Origin of the sequence: Lactobacillus sp. 23-2 (assembly GCF_044902225.1) — a bacterium.
In the GTDB taxonomy this organism is placed as follows: domain Bacteria; phylum Bacillota; class Bacilli; order Lactobacillales; family Lactobacillaceae; genus Lactobacillus; species Lactobacillus absianus.
In genome coordinates this window covers 47,552-64,436 of the sequence record NZ_JAOQBX010000005.1, presented here as the reverse complement: position 1 = coordinate 64,436, position 16,885 = coordinate 47,552, and the positions used below count along the sequence as shown (strand labels likewise).

The following is a 16,885-nucleotide window of genomic DNA, read 5'->3' as shown; positions in this document are numbered from 1 at the left end:
GGATTTGAGATACATAAAAAGGCTTCCAGAATTTTTTCACTTCTGGAAGCCTTTTTGATTCGTTAGGGTCTTTTTCCCAGACCCCTTTTCATTGTTTGCATGCTTACCTGGCTGCCCTCAGGAGAGGAGGTCATGATCCCGGCAAAACTTTTGCAAAAAATCAGCCATGCTTTCCACGGCCTTCGGCTGCTGCCCTTCCTTTGAAACCAGGCAGAGGGTATAGCTGGTGTCCTCTTCGACCGGCACGTTGACCACGCCCGGGGCTTCATGATACTTGGACTTAGGCAACAGAGCCACCCCTTCGCCGATGGCCACCAGACCCATCATGGTTTCGATATCGTCGCTCACGCTGGTTTGGTGGACTTGCACGTGATGCTCATCAAAAATGCGCTGCAGGAAGTTGGACAGGGCATTGCCGCGGCTGAAGCTGATAAATGGGTACTTGCTCAAGACCCTCAAAGAAACTGGACCCGCATTGGCTAATTCATGGCCGGCAGGTACGACCAGTTCTAAATGCCGCTCCATTAACGGCAGCAGCTCCAAGTCGCTGATCCGCCGCTTGCTGGTCTTGGTTACCAAGGCCAGGTCCAGGTCGCCACCCTGCACCTTAGTCAGCAGCTCGCTGGTCAGCCCCCTTTGCAGCTCAAAGTCGACCTTGCTGCTTGGGTTGACCTGGCGGAATTCCCGGATCACGTCCGGCATGAAGCGTGGCGAAACGATATGAGCCACCCCAATGGCCACCTTGCCAGTGCTCCCTTCCGCCATTTCCATAACCCGTCTTTCCCCTTCCAGGATCTTCTTGACGCCAACCTGCGTATACTCGGCAAAAGACTTGCCGTAAACCGTCAGACGAATGTTGCGGCCGCTCTTCTCAAAGAGCGGGACGCCCAATTCTTCTTCCAGCTTCTTGACAGCATAGCTCAAAGTTGGCTGTGAGATCCCCAGGTTCTGGGCAGCCTGGGCCATATATTGCGTTTTGGCCAGTTCGTTGAAGTATTCAAGATGTTGGAAATTCACAATTCTCACGCTCTCTATCATCAAAATGTTTCTATTACTATTTTTATCTAATTGCCTCTTTTTCGCAACCTTTTAGCAATTAAATTGATCACGAAATTCATCAGTCCTTTGAATAATAAAATTGTCGGTAATTATAAGCCGTGAATTATATAATATAAAATAAGAAAAATAATCCACCCCCCAAAATGGGACAATCTAGTACATGTCGTATTTAAAGAAAATAATGAAAGCCCTATTTTCGAAGCGACTGATCAATAGGTGTATTTTTTATGTATAATTCTTTTGATAAATGTCCAAAAAGCGCTATAATAATTTTATTGTAAAATTTGTTTTGCTAATCGATAGTTTTATAGAGAGCGTGTAAGATGAAACAAGATGTACTTTATCAAATTCTGACGACTGCCGAAGACTGTCAAACCGTCAGTGATATCGCGAAAAAATTGTTTCTTAGTCAACCCTATGTCAGTCAGGTCCTAAGCAAAGCCGAAAAGAAGTATAAGGTAACCCTGATTGAACGGCGGACTTTGCCAATCGAGTTGACGGAAGCAGGACGCACCTTGTGCGACGGCCTTGAGCGCCTGCACAGCGACCAGATGAAGATCGAGCAAGACCTGCGCCGCTTCACTGAAGAAGAGCAGTCTTACATTAAGATCGGCTTCTCCCCGGTCTGGATTCCTGGCCGCGACAACCACATTATTCCCCAGCTTCAGGAAAAGTTCACCAATACCCGCTTTGAATTGATCAAGACCTTCAGCATCAATTCCGCCAAGCGCCTGGTTGACAACCGCATGGTTGACATTTATTGGGGCCCGCTCTTGCGGGGGGAAAACCTGAAGAACTACTTTTTCTATCAGCCAAAAGTCTATTTGATCATTCCCAAGACCAGCAAGCTTTACCAAATGGGCAAAAAGGAAGTTCCTTTTGACTACCAGATGCTGGTTGACCTGAGCGAGGAAAAGATGGTTTCTCTGAGCGACGACTCAGGCTTCCAGAGAACCATCGACCACCTGCTGGAAGACCAGAACCTGCCCAACAACAAGCTGATCAAGGTCAACGACTATGAGGCGGCCGTTCAGCTGGCTGCCGGCGGCTTGGGCTGGACCATGACCATGGAGTACCTGTTGCCAAGCATCAGCGACAAGGACGAATACAACTTTGCTGAGCTGCCAAGCAGTCTGATTCAATCAGACAACGGACTGACCCTGCACACTGAATCCAGTGCCAAGACCAGGGAAGTCGCACGGGAAATGGCAGATAAGATTCAAGACATGCTCAAGAAACAAGGAAAGATTCAATAACGCCTGTCTTTCCAAGAAAAAAGCGCGCGGTCCCAGTGACCGCACGCTTTTTTGTGCTTGTTCAATGATCGTTAGCGTTGCTTCTTCCGCTTTTTCTCTAGAATTGCCAGGCTGCCGAGCCATAAAAGCCCCAGCAGCGACACCAGGAAGCCCGCCAGCAGACCTGGCGTGTGGTAGTAAAAGGCTACCTTGTGCTTGCCCTTGGCCAGCTTCAGGCCCAAAAAGGCATTGTTGGTCAGGATGACCTTGACCGCCTTGCCGTCAACGACCGCGCTCCAGCCGCTTGAATAAGGAATTGACGAAGTCAGGATGCCCGCCTTTTTGGCCGTGATCGTCCCCGTCAGCTGGTCTTGCCCCAGCTTCAGGTGCTTGAGGCCGTTTTGCCGGATCTGCTTGACCTGACGCTTGTAGGTCTTGTTGATTGGCACGGCGACGATCCGGTAATCAAGCTGGTAGACCCCCAGCTTGGATGGCTTGAGGATCAGACTTGACGGCAATGATGAGTAGACGCCAAGATTCATCGTTCCTCCTTTGACCAGGCGGAAGAAGCTGGTGGATTCCACGCTTGGCTGGGAGATGGTCTCGGCTGCTTTGGACCCGGTAACGGTCAAAGAGTAGGAAATGTCCGGCGAGCCCGCCAAAAGGTGGTAGCGCAGGTACTTATAGCGGTTCTGAACCCGGTTGAAGGAAGCCGACTTCAGATCGGCATTCTGTTCTGCCCGCTTCAATTCATACTTGAGCTGCTGGGCAAAAGTAAAGGGCTGGTACTTGATGGACCTGAATTCAAGGTGCAGCTCGCTCTTCCCTAGTTGAGCCTTCTGCTTTTTAGTCAAAAACAGGCGTAAACTGTAGCTTTCCTTGCTGTCCGTGTACTTTAGGCGACTGGGGTTGACGACGTTGCCGCGGTTTGAGACCAAGGCCGCCGGGATGGTCTTGACCCCGCCCAGCTTGGCCTTGGCCAGCTGGCCGGCATCCTGCCGGCTGACGACCACGCCGCTGGCTAGGGCGCGCTCTTTGCCTGAAGCCGGCAAATGCCGGTAGGCCGCCGGGCTGATCGTCTTGCTTTCCAGCCAGACCAGCGGAAAGGCCGACTTGCTCTCATACATCTTGGTCTGCACCTGCACTTGGTCCGGGTCGGCATCGTAGTCCTGCTTGGCCTTGCTGGCCGCCACTTCCTTGTAGGTAGCCGGGATCTTTTGGGCATTAAGGCCGTTGGTCTGGGCAAAAATGTAGCGCACGCCCAGGAAATTGTTCAAGATCGTCCGATCGTCAACTTGGTGCAAGGGAATGTTGTTGTCATACTGGATGTTCTGCATGTCAGTGCTGAACTGGCCCAGGTAAGCGTTTTGAATCGAGTAGTAGGACGAAATATTGGCCAGATTGGAAGTCAGGTCGTTCCAGACCTTCTTCTGGCTGACAATCTTGTTGTTCGACACCGTGTTGATCCGGTAATTGCCCGCCGCTGCTTTTTCTTCCAAGCCCCCGTAGCGCTTTTCAGCAATCTGCTCATACTCACCCCGGTTCAGCATGGCTGAGGCGAAGCTCCCGTTATAAGGCAAGGCCGCGTAGGCCGCGTTCAGACAGACGTTAAGAATGATCAGGATGGCAAAGGACTTTTGCCCCTGCTTGACCTTGTTTTCGGAAATCAGGTAAGTCAGCCCCAAGGCCAAGAGCAGGAAGATCACTGGCAAAAAGAGCTTGTCGTCGTTTTGGATGAAAAAGACGACGGCCAGGTAGACCAGGTAGATCCCCGTGCTCGTGGCCAGAAGGCGGATCATTTTAGGAGTGAAGCCCTCAAGGGTCAAGTCATTCAAGAAGATCATGACCGTCATCGCCAGCGGCAGATACAAAAGCAAGGTCCAACGGTTGGAAGCGGACATCCCCCCGTTGAAGGCCGCCCCAACGGCTGGGATGAAGAGCATGACCAGGCCCAAAAAGAGCGCGGCCGCCAGCGTCTTATGCTTTTTCCAGTTGGCGTACAGGTAGGTGATGGCCAAAAGGATGACGCTGGCCAAGCCAAGGGCAGACCAGAACATCAGCTTCCAATTGTCCCCGTTGATCAGCTGCTTAGGCAAAAGCAGGTAGTAGTAGAACGGATAGACGACCATCCCGTTGGCAAATTCTGAACCAGCCCGGGTTGAATTGATGACCCCGGTAATCTCAGGAATCAGCAAAACAGCAGCTGTCAACACGCTCCCGCCAGCCGCGAAGGCAAATTTGCGGATGGTTGGCCAGAAGGGAATTTTCCCCCAGTAGTCCAAACCCCAGCGCAGGGCCAGGTACAGCATGGCCCCAAGTCCCAGCACAAAGGCCAGGTAATAGTTGCTGACCAGCATCCAGAAGAAGACTCCGGTCAGCGGCCAGGCACTCCCGCCCTGCAGGACCCGTTCAATATTGACGACGATAAGTGGGAACAAGATGAAGGTCGTCGTGAACATCGGCTGGGCAACCGCCGCGTAAAGCAGGTAGGCGTTGACCATGTAGACCGCGGCTCCGCTGAGGATGATCCAGTCAGAAAAGTCAAAGTGTCTGGCAAAGTAGACAAAGGCCAGGCCCACGCAGTACATGCGCAAGACGATAATCAGCTGGTAGGCAAAGATCAAATGGCTCGTTGGAAAAAGCAGGGCCAGGTAGGCAAAGACGTCCCCGATCGTATAATAAGAAAAGACCGAAAACAGATCGCTCCCCACCCCCATGGTCCAAGACCATTCAGTCGGCCCTTGGAAAGGATGGCGCAGAAACTGCAGCAGGTACTCCCGGTACTTGATCATAAGCGGCAGGTGCTGGTTGAGCGCGTCCGTGTTCCAGATCAGGGTATGGCCGCTGATCAGGTAAGGGCCAAACATGCAGGCGGCCAGAACCAGAAACAAGACGGTATAATGCAGATAGGTCCTCCGGTCCTTTTTTCTTGCAAAAGTAAACTCCATAACTGCCTCCAAACTTGTGAATTCGTATCTTTCTATTTTAGCGCTTTTTGAGGCGATCGTTCAGAAGCTTAAGCTTTTTCTAAAAGAAATGTCAGCTGGCAGGCACAAACGGCCGTTTGTCAAAAGCGGGATTTATGCTAATATGGGTATTATAAAAATGAGTTAAAGAACTATAGAGGAATGCAAATACATGGATATTTATAGTCAAGTCAAGGCAATTGCCAAGCGACATGGCCGGACAGTCAAAGAAGTCGCCAAAGACGCGGGAATTGGCGAAAACAGCATCTACCGCTGGCGGACCCACCGCCCCTCGGTCACTTCCCTGCAGAAGGTAGCCAGCGTCCTCCACGTGGCCGTGGAAGACCTGACCCGGGACATCAATGCCCACCGGACCGTGGACCTGAACGACGACAAGGTCCACTTCACCTTCAATGGCCGGCCGGTGACGGCAATTGAAATGAAGTACATCCGCCGCCTGCTGACGCCAGAATTCAAGAGCAAGCAGCGTTAAGCAAAAAACTGATCCCAAGGGCTTGGGATCAGTTTTTTAGTTGTAACTTTCAGCTTCGTTTATTTCCCTATCCATATATATAGCTGATAACTATCATTTTATTCGCAAAAATATCTTTTTGCCAGCCTTCTTAGCCAATTTGGGTAAATGTAAGCGATTGATTGCAAAAAAAGCGCGAATTCTTGCAGGATCAGCAATAGGCCTTCAAGACGATGTAGGCGCTCAGGGAAAAATACAGCCAGGCCGTAACCAGTTTCTGCCGGCCCAGAATTATGGCCTGCAGGCGCGGCCAGCGGGCGATTTTCTGCCCCAGCCAGGCCCAAAGGCCGGTCAGCAATAAGAAGACCAGGCTGACCAGAAGGAGCTCTTGAACCGAGTGACCGGCAAAAAGCGGAATGTAGACGCCCACGTTGTCCCCGCCATTGGCCAGCGTCACCAAAGCCACGGCAGCTGTCCAGTTCCGCTGGCCTAGAGGCGCGGCCTCCTTGTCCTCGGCCTTGTCCCGCAATTCCTTAATTCCCAGCCAGGCCGGCAGCAAGCCCAGCCAGGCCAAAGCCTTGGCAGGCAAGAAAGAGAGCCCATAAGCCCCCAAGATGGAGATAGCGGTCAGCAGGGCAATGCCCAGATACTTGCCAAAAACGATCTGCCAGTCTTCTTTGCGACTTTTAGCCTGGGCGAAGAAGAGCAGGCTGACCAACAGGTCGTCGATGTTGGTTGCGGCGTAGGCCACGATGGCTTCAATAATTGTCTGCAGCATTTTCCCGCGTTCCTCTCCTTTCTTTTGCTTTTCTATTTTTCCAGCTATTTTCAGACAAAATTTTGAAAAAGTCAGCTTTATTTTCAAACTTCTTTTTGCCTTCCGCCAGGCCAAAAAGCCCCCCATCAGCCCGCTCGGCCTTGCTTTCTTCCGCAAGCGTCCCCGCGGACCTTTTTATTGAAAATAGCAGCCTTTCTTTACAAAAACTTTGCTTGTTTATTGATAGCCGTCCGCCCTATAGTATAAGTGGAGGAAATGAATGACAAAGGAGGATGCAACCATGACCGACATGCTAAGCAACTACCTCGCCCAGGTCGACCGGGACCTGGGCAGCCTGTCCTTGAGCGAACGGACCGCGCTATTGAAAGAATTGAAAGCTGACCTCTTAAAGCGGATCGCCGCGGGTGAAAGTCCCCAGGAAGCCCTGGAACATTTGGGTGAGCCTGAACAAGTGGCCGCCCTTTTGGAAAAAGCCATGCTGCAAAAGGAAAACCTGTCAGCCTCAGACATGCGCTTGATCTGGAGCCTGGCCATCATGGCCGCTTTATTCGTGGCTTTGTCCGGCGTAGTCCTCTATGCCGACCTGACTCATGGCAGCGTTTGGACTGGCCTGAGCATCTGCGGCTGGATCACCTTTGCCTTCTGCCTGGGCATGATCATCCTGGCCCTGGTCAAGGAAATCCATGAATAAACACGGCCTGACAATTTAGAGCGGCAAACTGTAAATGAAAATCAACAATCAAACTCAGAAGAAAGGAACGTTCTGACTGCCCCCAGCAACCAGAACGTTCCTTTAGTTTTGTCTTGCTTATCTGCTATTTCAGCCTACTCGCCGCCATCGTCCAGCAGGTCGGTGTAGAGTTCCTGCATCTCTTCATCGTTTGGCGCCAAAGGCAGGTACTTGGCCAGGACCTGCTTGACCAGGTCCTTTTGCCCGGCAGCGTCAAAGAAAAGAGCCATCTGCCGCAAGAAGGCGGCATTGTCCTGCAGGCCGGGATAGGCCAGCAGGTATTCGCTTTGGGCCTGGTCGTACTTGTCCAAGCCCTGCCAAGCCTGGGCCATGGCCCAGTGGGCCTGCGGCTCAAGCTCAGCATCGTCCAGCTGGTCAAACAAGTCCAGGGCTTCCTGGTACTTGCCTTCATAGTTGTCCAGATTGGCCAGCAGCAAGCGCAGGCTGGAGTTGTCCGGATTGACCTTGAGCCCGCGGGTCAGGAGGTCTTCGGCATCATCCAGCTTGCCCAGCTTCATGGCCGCGTCCGCCCCCATTTGGTAGAGCTCTTCATCAAATTCGTTGTAGCCTAAGCCGGTCTGGGCAGCGTACAGCTCTTCTTCAAAATTGCCTTCCATTTTGTAGGCCTGGGCCAGGAAGGGATAGGCGTTGACGTAGTCTGGGCTTTGCTTGATGACGGCATCCAGGTATTCGACCGCCTGCTTGGCCCGCTTGGCTTGCACCATGATCACCCCGGCCTGGTACTTGGCATCGATGTCCAGCAGGTCTTCCTTGTGATCATTGATAAAGGCCGCGGCCTCTTCATAGCGGCCCAGCTTGGCCAAAGTCTGGAAAATCCGCTGGTTCAGGTTGACTTCGCCAAACATCTTCTGCCGCTGGGCCAGATCCTGGTAGAGCGGCAGCGCTGCTTCGCTTTGTTCCATCATGTAGTCCAGTTCAGCCAGGCCGAATTCGATGGCATCTTCTTCTGGTGCCAATTCACGGGCCTGGTTCATCTTGGCCCGGGCCGTTTCCAGGAGCCCTTCGCTTTGGTAATAGTCGGCCTGGACCAGGAGGCTCTCCAGATAAGCATCCGATTCCGGCGCCACCCCATAGAGCAGGCTCAAGCCGTCGTCTTCTTGCCCGTCATTGAGCAGGATCTCCGCCAGGTAGACCTTAAAAAGGTCCTCGTCCGGGAACTGGGCAATCAGCTTGCGGTAGACTTCCTTGGCCAGGTCGGTAAAGCCCAGGTCGGAAAGGTTCTCCGCCAGGGAAGCCAAAATTTCCGGATCGTCCTGGTCCAGCGCCTGCTTGAGCAGGGTCCGCGTCTCGCTAAACTTGTGCGCCTGAATGGCATCCAGCAGCTGTTCAGAATAAGTCATCAATCGTCCTCACTTTCTGTCTGCCTTCTATTCTACCTTATTCCTTAAAAAATCAAAAAATTAAGCATTGTCTTGCCAATGCCTAATTTTTTGATTGTGCTTATTTATTGCCAATTGCTTGCCCGTAGTCGTCCAGCGGGGTCGGCTTGACCAACAGGAAGCCCTGGGTCTTGTCGCAGCCGATCTCTCTGACGAAGTCGTACTGGTCAGTCGTTTCGACCCCTTCAGTCAGCGTCAGCAGGCCCATTTCCTTGGCTACCTTGACCAGGCTCTTCATCAGCTTGCGGTTGACCCCATTGTTGTCGTCCAGGTGCTGGACGAACTTCATGTCGATCTTGATCAGGTCAAAGCGGTACTCATACAGGCTGTTCAGACTGGAGTAGCCTGAGCCAAAGTCGTCCATCCAGAATTTGAAGCCCAAGGCGTGCAGCTCATCCATCTTCTTTTGCAGCTTAGTCGTGTCCCCAGACAGGTCCCGCTCCGTAATTTCAATGATGATCAAGGAGTGGTCGACCTCATACTTGTCAACGATCCGCGTCAGCTCGCTGACGATTTCCGGCCGGTCAAAGTCTTCATGTGACAAATTGACTGAGACCGGGTGCAGGGCAACGCCGTTTTGCTTCCAGGCGTGCAGCTTCTTGGCCACCTCTTCCAGCATATAGGAGTCCAGCATGAAGGTCAGGTGGCGCTTTTCGATGACGGGGATGAACTGACCTGGGCCGATCAAGCCCCGCTCTGGGTCCTGCCAGCGGGCCAGGGCCTCATAGTCGCTGATCTGCTGGCTCTTGTTGTCAAAAATCGGCTGGAAGAAGACCTTGATCCAGTGCTGGTCAATCGCCTTCTGCAGGTTGTCCAGGTAGTAGTTGCCCGACATGTCCCGCTTTTCAGCCGCGTCGTCATAGTGCCACAAGAAGCGGCGGCGGTCATTGCCAATCTGGTTTAAAGCATAGTCGGTATGGTCCGCGATGTCGTTCATCGAGTCTCCGGCCTGGATCTTGTAGATTCCAAAGGAAATATCGGCCGCGTTGCCACCAACCAGGCTCTTGAACTGGTCGTGAACCTGGACCAGCTTGTCTTCCAGCTGGTCGCTGTCAACGATCGCCATGAAGCGGTCACCTTGGTAGCGGGCCACGACTTGGTCAGGAAAAGCCTTGGTCAATAGCTGAGCCACCCCAACCAGCAGCTGGTCACCAGCCTTTTTGCCAAATTGGCTGTTGTAGCCCTTCATGTTGGAAATGTTGGCCAGAACGGCAGCTGGCAGCTGGCCGGAGAAGCGGAGCTTGCCCACCTTTTCTATGCCGAAGTTCATGACGAAGTGGCGGTTGGGCAGGCCGGTCAATGCATCGCGGTTGTACTCGTCCTTATAGTGCGCCACATAGTCCATTTCGATCTTCTTGACGTCCATAATGCTTCGGTCCATTTTATAGTAAAAAATGAACAGCAGCTTGGACCCATCAGGCTCAATGACCCGTCTGCCGAAGACGTGCATGAAATAGTAGTCCTTGGTGTGGGGCTCCTTGACCCGGTAGACCAGGTCGTAGTTGAACTTATTGCCCAGCTTGGCCTCCTGCTGGCCAAAATACGCCAGGCGGCCAATGTCGTCGGGATGCACGAAGCCAAACATTGACTCATCCAATGACTTGATCAGTTCTGGCCGTGGCATCCCGTGCATTTGACACATGGCATCAGAAACCAATAAAGTTACGACTTTCCCGTCAACTATTTGGTAAACGCCCAGAGGAATCGGCAAGGTCTCATAGTCCTTGCGCTGCTGGGGCGAAAAATGATATCTTCCCATCCGCAATTACCTGATTTCTATGCTGCACTGCATGATCATTCAGCGCAAACATCCGGCCAACGCTGAAAGACTTTACGCTGGTACTATTATAGCAAGAAATCCCAGCATTTTTAATTATCAAATCCATGCTTTAACATAGGCAATTCATTATTTTTACACGCGATTTGCCAAAAGCACATAGATAGTTTGTTATTATTGACAATAATTTAGATAAGTTTATCTGAAGCGGGCAAAAATAAATACTTAAATGGCTAGCCAACTGCAGCTGTTTCCAAAGCTGATCCCACACCAAAAACGCCCATCTAAGCCAGACGGGCGTCTCACAGCATATTCCTCTTGCCTAACCGCTATAGCAGCTTTTCGTAGTCATCCATTGGCCGCGGCTGAGCCAGCAGAAAGCCCTGGGTCTTGCTGCAGCCAATCTGCTTGACGAAGTCATGCTCTTCCTCAGTCTCAACTCCCTCGCTCAAGGTCTGCATCCCCATTTCCTTGGCCACCTGGACCAGGCTCTTCATCAGCTTGCGGTTGATCCCGTGGTTCTCATCCAGGTGCTGGACGAACTTCATGTCCAGCTTGATTAGGTCAAAGCGGTATTCATACATGGCGTTCAAGGACGAATACCCGGACCCGAAGTCATCCATCCAGAATTTAAAGCCGCGCCGATGGAGCTCACGCATTTTTTCCTGCAGGCGGGTCATGTCCCCGGCCAGGTCGCGCTCCGTAATCTCAATTGAGATCAGCGAGTGGTCAATTCCGTATTTATCGGTCAGGTTCGTGATCATCTCCACGATCTCCGGCCAGTCAAAGTCTTCATGGGACAAGTTGACTGAGACCGGGTGCAGCTCAACGCCATTCTGCTTCCACTGGGCCAGCTTGCGCAAGACTTCAGTCATCATGTACTGGTCCAGCATAAAGGTCAAATGATGCTTCTCAATGACCGGAATAAACTGCCCCGGGCCGATCAGCCCCCGTTCGGGGTCCTGCCAGCGCGAAAGAGCCTCATAATCGCAGATCTCCCCTGTCTGGTTGTCATAGATCGGTTGCAGGTAGACCTTGATCCAGTGCTCATCCATGGCCCGCTGAAAGTTGGCCAGATAATAGTTGGCCGAATCATCTTTCTCTTCCTCGCTGCCATCATAGTGCCACATGAAAATGCGGCGGTCATCGCCGATATGTCGGAGGGCAAAGTTGGCCTTGTCGGCAATGTCAGTGATCGTATCGCCCTTTTGCACCTGATAGATTCCGAAATTAAGGTCAGCCGCGCTGCCCCGCGTCTTGCGAGCGAATTCTTTATGGGCCTTGGTCAGGCATTGCTCAATCCCCCGGCTGTCGGCAAAAATCATGAAGCGGTCACCCTGATATCTGGTCACCAATTCCCCGGAAAAAAGCTCCTGCAAGAAACTGGCCAGCCAAAGCAGAAGCTGGTCGCCGGCCTGCTTGCCAAACTGCCGGTTGTAGCTCTTCATGTTGGACACGTTGACCAAAACCGCCGCTGGCACCAGCTTGTCGGCCAACAGGCTGGCCACCTTTTCCATGGCAAAGTTGAAGACGTAGTTGCGGCTGGGCAGGCCGGTCAGCTTGTCGCGGTTGTACTCATCGCGGTAGTGGATCAGGTATGAGGACAGATTCTGCTCTGCGTGCAGAATTTCCTGGTCCAAGCGCTGATAAAAGACGAAAAACAAACGGGTCCCATCCGGCTGGGTCATAAAACGGCCATTGGCATGGGTGACGAAATAGCCTGGCGTGTGCGGCTCCTTGACCCGGAAAATGAGGTCGTACTTGAAGCGGTTGCCCATTTTCAGCTCCTGGTGGGCAAAATAGGCCAGCTTGCTGACGTCATCAGGGTGCACGAAACCGTAAAGGCTGGAGTTCATGGTCTCCAGCAGGTCTTGGCGCGGCATCCCGTGCATCTGACAGAGGGCATCTGAAACCAGCAAGGTCCTGACTTTGCCGTCAACCAGCTGGTAGATGCCCATCGGAGATGGCAGCGATTCATAGATTGCCCGCTGCCCGGGCGTAAATTGAAATGCTTCCATTGCATTCAAGCTCCTGAAATAACTAAAATTATCTACACAAATTCACATCACATTACTGATTAGTTATGCAGACATAACCTATTATAGCAAACAATAGGCAAATCTATTCACATATTCAGTTTATTCTATTGTTCGCTAGCTAACCGACTGGCTGCTTTATTTAGCTATTTTTCAAGAATATGTAAAAAAAGACCAAGCATCGCCACTGATGCTTAGTCTTTTTAACTTATTTCACTTGAATGCTTGTTTTTCTAAAGAATCCGGCCAAAATCGTCCATAGGCCGGGGCTTGGCCAGCAGGAAGCCCTGGGGCTTGTCGCAGCCGATCTGCTTGACGAAAGCATACTGCTCTTCCGTCTCCACCCCTTCAGTCAAAGAAAGGATGTCCATTTCCTTGGCAACCGTGACCAGACTCCGCATAAGCTTGCGATTGGCCCCATTGTTGTCGTCCAAGTGCTGGACGAACTTCATGTCGATCTTGATCAAGTCAAAGTCGTATTCATACAGGCCGTTCAGGCTGGAGTAGCCAGAGCCAAAGTCATCCATCCAGAACTTAAAGCCCAAGGCGTGCAGGTCGCGCTCCGTAATTTCGAAAGATTGCAATTGTAATTTGCTAATTTTATTTTTGCTATTCAATTACTTGAACTTGAACCTTTTTCTGTAATTCAGCCAAAGGAACCGGCCGCCCATAGTCATCCAGCGGCTGCGGCTTGGCCAACAAAAAGCCCTGGGTCTTATCGACCCCGATCTCCTTGACGAAGTCATATTCCTCTTTGGTCTCTACCCCTTCACTCAAGGTCCGCAAGCCCATCTTCATGGCCATCTCCACCAGACAGGTCATTACCTTGCGGTTGACCCCATTGTTTTGATCCAAGTGCTGGACGAACTTCATGTCCAGCTTGAGCAGGTCAAACTGGTATTCATACAGGCTGTTCAAGCTGGAGTAGCCAGAGCCAAAGTCGTCCATCCAAAAGTCAAAGCCCGCTTCATGCAGCTGGGCCATCTTTTCCTGGAGCAGGGTCATATTCCCTGACAAGTCCCGCTCGGTAATTTCGATGCTAACCAGGCTGGGGTCAACCCCGTACTTTTTAGTCAGGCTTTGAATGTCCTCGACCATCTGCGGCCATTCAAAGTCTTCATGGGACAAGTTGACGGAGACTGGATGCAGGGCTACCCCATTTTCTTTCCAGGCGCGCAGCTTCTTTAAAACCTCAATCAACATGTAGCGGTCCAGAAAGTGGGTCAGGTGCCGCTTCTCAATCACCGGAATAAACTGCCCTGGGCCAACCAGGCCTCTTTCAGGATCAATCCAGCGGGCTAAAGCCTCATAATCGCTAACCTGACCGGTCAGATTGTCGTAGATTGGCTGGAAAAAGACCTGGATCCAATGCTTGTCCATTGCCTCCTGCAAGTGGTCCAGGAAGTAGTTTTCGGACATATAGCGCTCTTCCACCCCTTGATCGTATTTCTTGACGTAAAAGCGGCGGTCATTGCCAATCTGGCTCATGGCAAAGCTGACCCGGTCAACGATCCGGGAGATCGTATCTCCCGCTTGAATCTCATACAGGCCAAAGGCAATATCGGCCGCATCCCCGTCAACCAGGTCACGGAACTTGCCGTGCAGCCCTTCTAATTTCTGCTCCAAGCCCTGCTTCAGGGTGAACACGAGGAAACGGTCGCCCTTCCAGCGGGCAACGAGCTGGCCTGGAAAAGCCGCCACCAAGAGGTTGGCCACGGCAGACAGGAGGCGGCTGCCGTCAACCTGGCCAAACTGGTCGTTATAGCCTTTCATGTTGGAAATATTGACCAGGACCGCCTCAGGCTGCCCGCCGCTTTCCCGCAGCTCAGCCACCTTCTCCATGGCGAATTTGGCGATAAAGTGCCCGTTTGGCAGTCCGGTCAGCTCATCGGTATTGATCACGTCCTGGCTCTTCTTGATGTAGGCCTTGCGGCTTTCTATCATTTCCTGGTCATTGCGGTCAAGGTTTTCATAGAACAAGAAGGCCACGTGGCTGCCGTCAGGCATGGTCTTGACGCGGCCAATCGTGTGCACGGGCTGGTACTTGCCAGTCGTTGCGTTGCGCAGATGGTAAAAAACATTATAGTTGAACTGGTTGCCCTGCAGGTGCAGCTGCTCGCTGTAGTAGCTGAGCTTGCCAATGTCAGCTGGGTGAACGTAAGCAAACATGTTGTCATTAAAAGATTTGACCAGTTCCTTCCGGCTCATGCCCATCAGCTGGCAGAGCTGGTCAGATACCACGAGCGTTCTGGTCTTGCCAGCGACTACCTGGTAGATTCCCAGCGGAATCGGCATACTTTCATACAGCTGGCGCTCGCTTGGTTGAAATTGAAATTCAGGCATTTCTCAGTGCCCCCTTCATCACGATTTTGTTTGTAATCATTCTTGATTATAGCAGAAACGACATGTTCATTGGCAGCAAAGTTGCCATTTTTTATCATTTTTAATCAAGTTAAAAGCTTGCCATATCAAGGTTTAGATCGATTAATTATCTGCTTAGCCCTTAACTATCCAAGCAAAAGTTAATTGTTCTTTAATAATAATCTTAGTCAGCCAGGGCAAACAAAAAACGCTAGGAACATCTCCTAGCGTTCTTCATTTTAAAGCGCGTCAATTACTTAACAGCGTCCTTAAGAGCCTTACCTGGCTTAAATGCAGGAACCTTGCTTGCTGGAATTTCGATTTCAGCACCGGTTTGAGGGTTGCGACCCTTGCGAGCTGCACGTTCACGAACTTCGAAAGTACCGAAGCCGATCAATTGTACCTTTTCACCCTTAGCCAAGTCTTCTTGGATTGATTCAAAGATTGCGTCAACGGCTTCTGAAACGTCCTTCTTAGTCAGCTTAGTCTTAGCAGCTACTTCTGATACTAATTCTGCCTTATTTGCCATGTGGAATTCACCTCCTATAAATCAGGCACGGTGGCCTAATCACATCATTCTAAATAGAATGAGGGACACTGAGCGCTGATTGCATTCAATTAATTCCCTGTTCTCTAAATTATCACAAGAATGCCTTGAGAACAAGCCTTTTCATGCGTCATTCTTGCAAAAAGAGCAAGAAAAACACCACGTGTGATCCAGCTACTTGCGCTTGCGCGGCAAGATCTTGATTGGGGTTCCCGTAAAGTCAAAGTTCTCCCGCAGCTGGTTGATCAAAAAGCGCTGGTAGGAGAAGTGCATGAGCTCGGGATCATTGCAGAAGACCACGAAAGTCGGCGGATTGGACTTGACCTGGGTCATGTAGTAGACCCGCAGGCGCTTGCCCTTGACCATTGGCGCCGGAACCAGGCGGCTGGCTTCCAGAAGCAGGTCGTTCAAGACGCTGGACTGGATCCGCTGGCTTTGGTTCTCGTAGACCTTTTCAACCAGTTTTGGCAAATCATCGATTCCCTTGCCGGTCTTGGCGGAAACAAAGACGATCGGGGCGTAGTCCAGGTAGGCAAACTCATCGCGGATGACGGCCTCAAAGTCCTTGCCGGAAGAGGAAGTCTTCTTAGGCACATCCCACTTGTTGACGGCAATGATGACCCCAATGCCCGCCTCATGGGCGTAACCGGCCACGTGCTTGTCCTGTTCCCGGATCCCGGTACTTGCGTCCAGAACCAGAATGGCGACGTCAGAGCGCTCCAGAGCGCTCATTGCACGCATGACCGAGTACTTCTCAGTCTTTTCGTAGACCTTGCCCCGGCGGCGGATGCCGGCCGTGTCAACGACTCTGAACTTGGTCCCGTCCTTTTCAAATGGCGTGTCGATCGCGTCCCGGGTGGTGCCTTCTTCATTGGCCACGATCACCCGGTCCTCACCCAACAGGCGGTTGACGATGGAGGACTTGCCAACGTTTGGCCGGCCGATCACTGAGAAGGAGATGACGTCGTCAGCGGCGTTTTCAGCCTCTGGCGGGAAGTTCTCGACCACCTTGTCCAGCAGGTCACCCAGACCGGTCCCGTGAGCCCCAGAGACGGGAATTGGCTCGCCCAGGCCCAAGGAATAGAAGTCATAGATGTCGGCTCGCTGCTCAGGGTTGTCAGCCTTGTTGACCCCCAGCAGAACCGGCTTCTTGCTCCGGTAGAGCAGACGGGCGATGCGCTCGTCCAAGTCAGTGACGCCCTTTGACGCGTCCGCGATCATGACGATGACGTCGGCTTCCTCGATGGCGATCTCGGCTTGGGCGCGGATTTCTTCGTCAATCGTGGAATTCTCCCAGGTAATCCCCCCGGTATCGATAATGCTAAATTGGTGGCCCATCCAGCTGGCCCGGGCATAGTTCCGGTCGCGGGTCACGCCCGGCTTGTCTTCGACGATCGCCACCCGTTCGTTGATGATGCGGTTGAACAGGGTTGACTTGCCAACGTTTGGCTGGCCAATAATGGCCACTACAGGTAATGGCATCTACTCACCTCTTTTACTTTCTAAAAAATCTGTCTCTATTAA

At 52.0% G+C, this 16,885-nt stretch carries 13 protein-coding genes; 3 read left to right on the top strand and 10 right to left on the bottom strand.

Features of this window, described 5'->3' with window-relative positions:
• Positions 1-117: 117 nt before the first annotated feature.
• Positions 118-1,017 (bottom strand): LysR family transcriptional regulator, encoded by a 900-nt coding sequence (locus tag OCH80_RS03225; protein WP_326832010.1) that lies wholly within the window; start codon positions 1,015-1,017, stop codon positions 118-120.
• A gap of 365 nt (positions 1,018-1,382) precedes the next feature.
• Here OCH80_RS03225 and OCH80_RS03220 point away from each other — a divergent pair, with 365 nt between their 5' ends.
• Positions 1,383-2,315, top strand: coding sequence for a LysR substrate-binding domain-containing protein (locus OCH80_RS03220; protein ID WP_404537842.1), 933 nt, complete (start codon positions 1,383-1,385; stop codon positions 2,313-2,315).
• Between the two features lie 71 nt (positions 2,316-2,386).
• On the opposite strand, the gene OCH80_RS03215 is transcribed toward OCH80_RS03220, so the two are convergent.
• The gene (locus tag OCH80_RS03215) at positions 2,387-5,242 is read right to left on the bottom strand and encodes a YfhO family protein (protein WP_404537841.1); all 2,856 of its coding nucleotides are present in this window, start codon (positions 5,240-5,242) and stop codon (positions 2,387-2,389) included.
• Between the two features lie 190 nt (positions 5,243-5,432).
• On the opposite strand from OCH80_RS03215, the gene OCH80_RS03210 reads away from it, so the two are divergent.
• On the top strand, positions 5,433-5,753 hold the full coding sequence (locus OCH80_RS03210) for a helix-turn-helix domain-containing protein (RefSeq protein WP_154548975.1): 321 nt from the start codon (positions 5,433-5,435) through the stop codon (positions 5,751-5,753).
• 190 nt (positions 5,754-5,943) lie between these two features.
• Here OCH80_RS03210 and OCH80_RS03205 read toward each other — a convergent pair whose 3' ends face one another.
• The gene (locus OCH80_RS03205) at positions 5,944-6,510 is read right to left on the bottom strand and encodes a cadmium resistance transporter (protein WP_404537840.1); all 567 of its coding nucleotides are present in this window, start codon (positions 6,508-6,510) and stop codon (positions 5,944-5,946) included.
• Between the two features lie 259 nt (positions 6,511-6,769).
• On the opposite strand from OCH80_RS03205, the gene OCH80_RS03200 reads away from it, so the two are divergent.
• Positions 6,770-7,201: an HAAS signaling domain-containing protein gene (locus OCH80_RS03200; RefSeq protein ID WP_404537839.1), complete on the top strand. Its 432-nt coding sequence runs from the start codon at positions 6,770-6,772 to the stop codon at positions 7,199-7,201.
• A gap of 134 nt (positions 7,202-7,335) precedes the next feature.
• On the opposite strand, the gene OCH80_RS03195 is transcribed toward OCH80_RS03200, so the two are convergent.
• The 7 genes from OCH80_RS03195 to der all read right to left on the bottom strand — a co-directional run bounded on the left by OCH80_RS03195 (position 7,336) and on the right by der (position 16,843).
• Positions 7,336-8,601 carry a tetratricopeptide repeat protein gene (locus OCH80_RS03195; protein WP_404537837.1) on the bottom strand — a complete coding sequence of 422 codons (1,266 nt, stop codon included), beginning with the start codon at positions 8,599-8,601 and terminating at the stop codon, positions 7,336-7,338.
• A 100-nt stretch (positions 8,602-8,701) separates the two neighbouring features.
• The gene (locus OCH80_RS03190) at positions 8,702-10,399 is read right to left on the bottom strand and encodes an EAL domain-containing protein (RefSeq protein WP_404537835.1); all 1,698 of its coding nucleotides are present in this window, start codon (positions 10,397-10,399) and stop codon (positions 8,702-8,704) included.
• A 347-nt stretch (positions 10,400-10,746) separates the two neighbouring features.
• Positions 10,747-12,435, bottom strand: coding sequence for an EAL domain-containing protein (locus tag OCH80_RS03185; RefSeq protein WP_404537833.1), 1,689 nt, complete (start codon positions 12,433-12,435; stop codon positions 10,747-10,749).
• 251 nt (positions 12,436-12,686) lie between these two features.
• Entirely contained in the window at positions 12,687-13,037 is a 351-nt protein-coding gene (locus tag OCH80_RS03180) for an EAL domain-containing protein (RefSeq protein ID WP_404537831.1), read from the bottom strand.
• Between the two features lie 25 nt (positions 13,038-13,062).
• Positions 13,063-14,796 (bottom strand): EAL domain-containing protein, encoded by a 1,734-nt coding sequence (locus OCH80_RS03175; protein ID WP_404537829.1) that lies wholly within the window; start codon positions 14,794-14,796, stop codon positions 13,063-13,065.
• A 271-nt stretch (positions 14,797-15,067) separates the two neighbouring features.
• Positions 15,068-15,343, bottom strand: a complete 276-nt coding sequence (locus OCH80_RS03170) for an HU family DNA-binding protein (RefSeq protein WP_154548969.1) — start codon at positions 15,341-15,343, stop codon at positions 15,068-15,070.
• 192 nt (positions 15,344-15,535) lie between these two features.
• On the bottom strand, positions 15,536-16,843 hold the full coding sequence (gene der / locus OCH80_RS03165) for a ribosome biogenesis GTPase Der (protein WP_404537827.1): 1,308 nt from the start codon (positions 16,841-16,843) through the stop codon (positions 15,536-15,538).
• Positions 16,844-16,885: the final 42 nt, after the last annotated feature.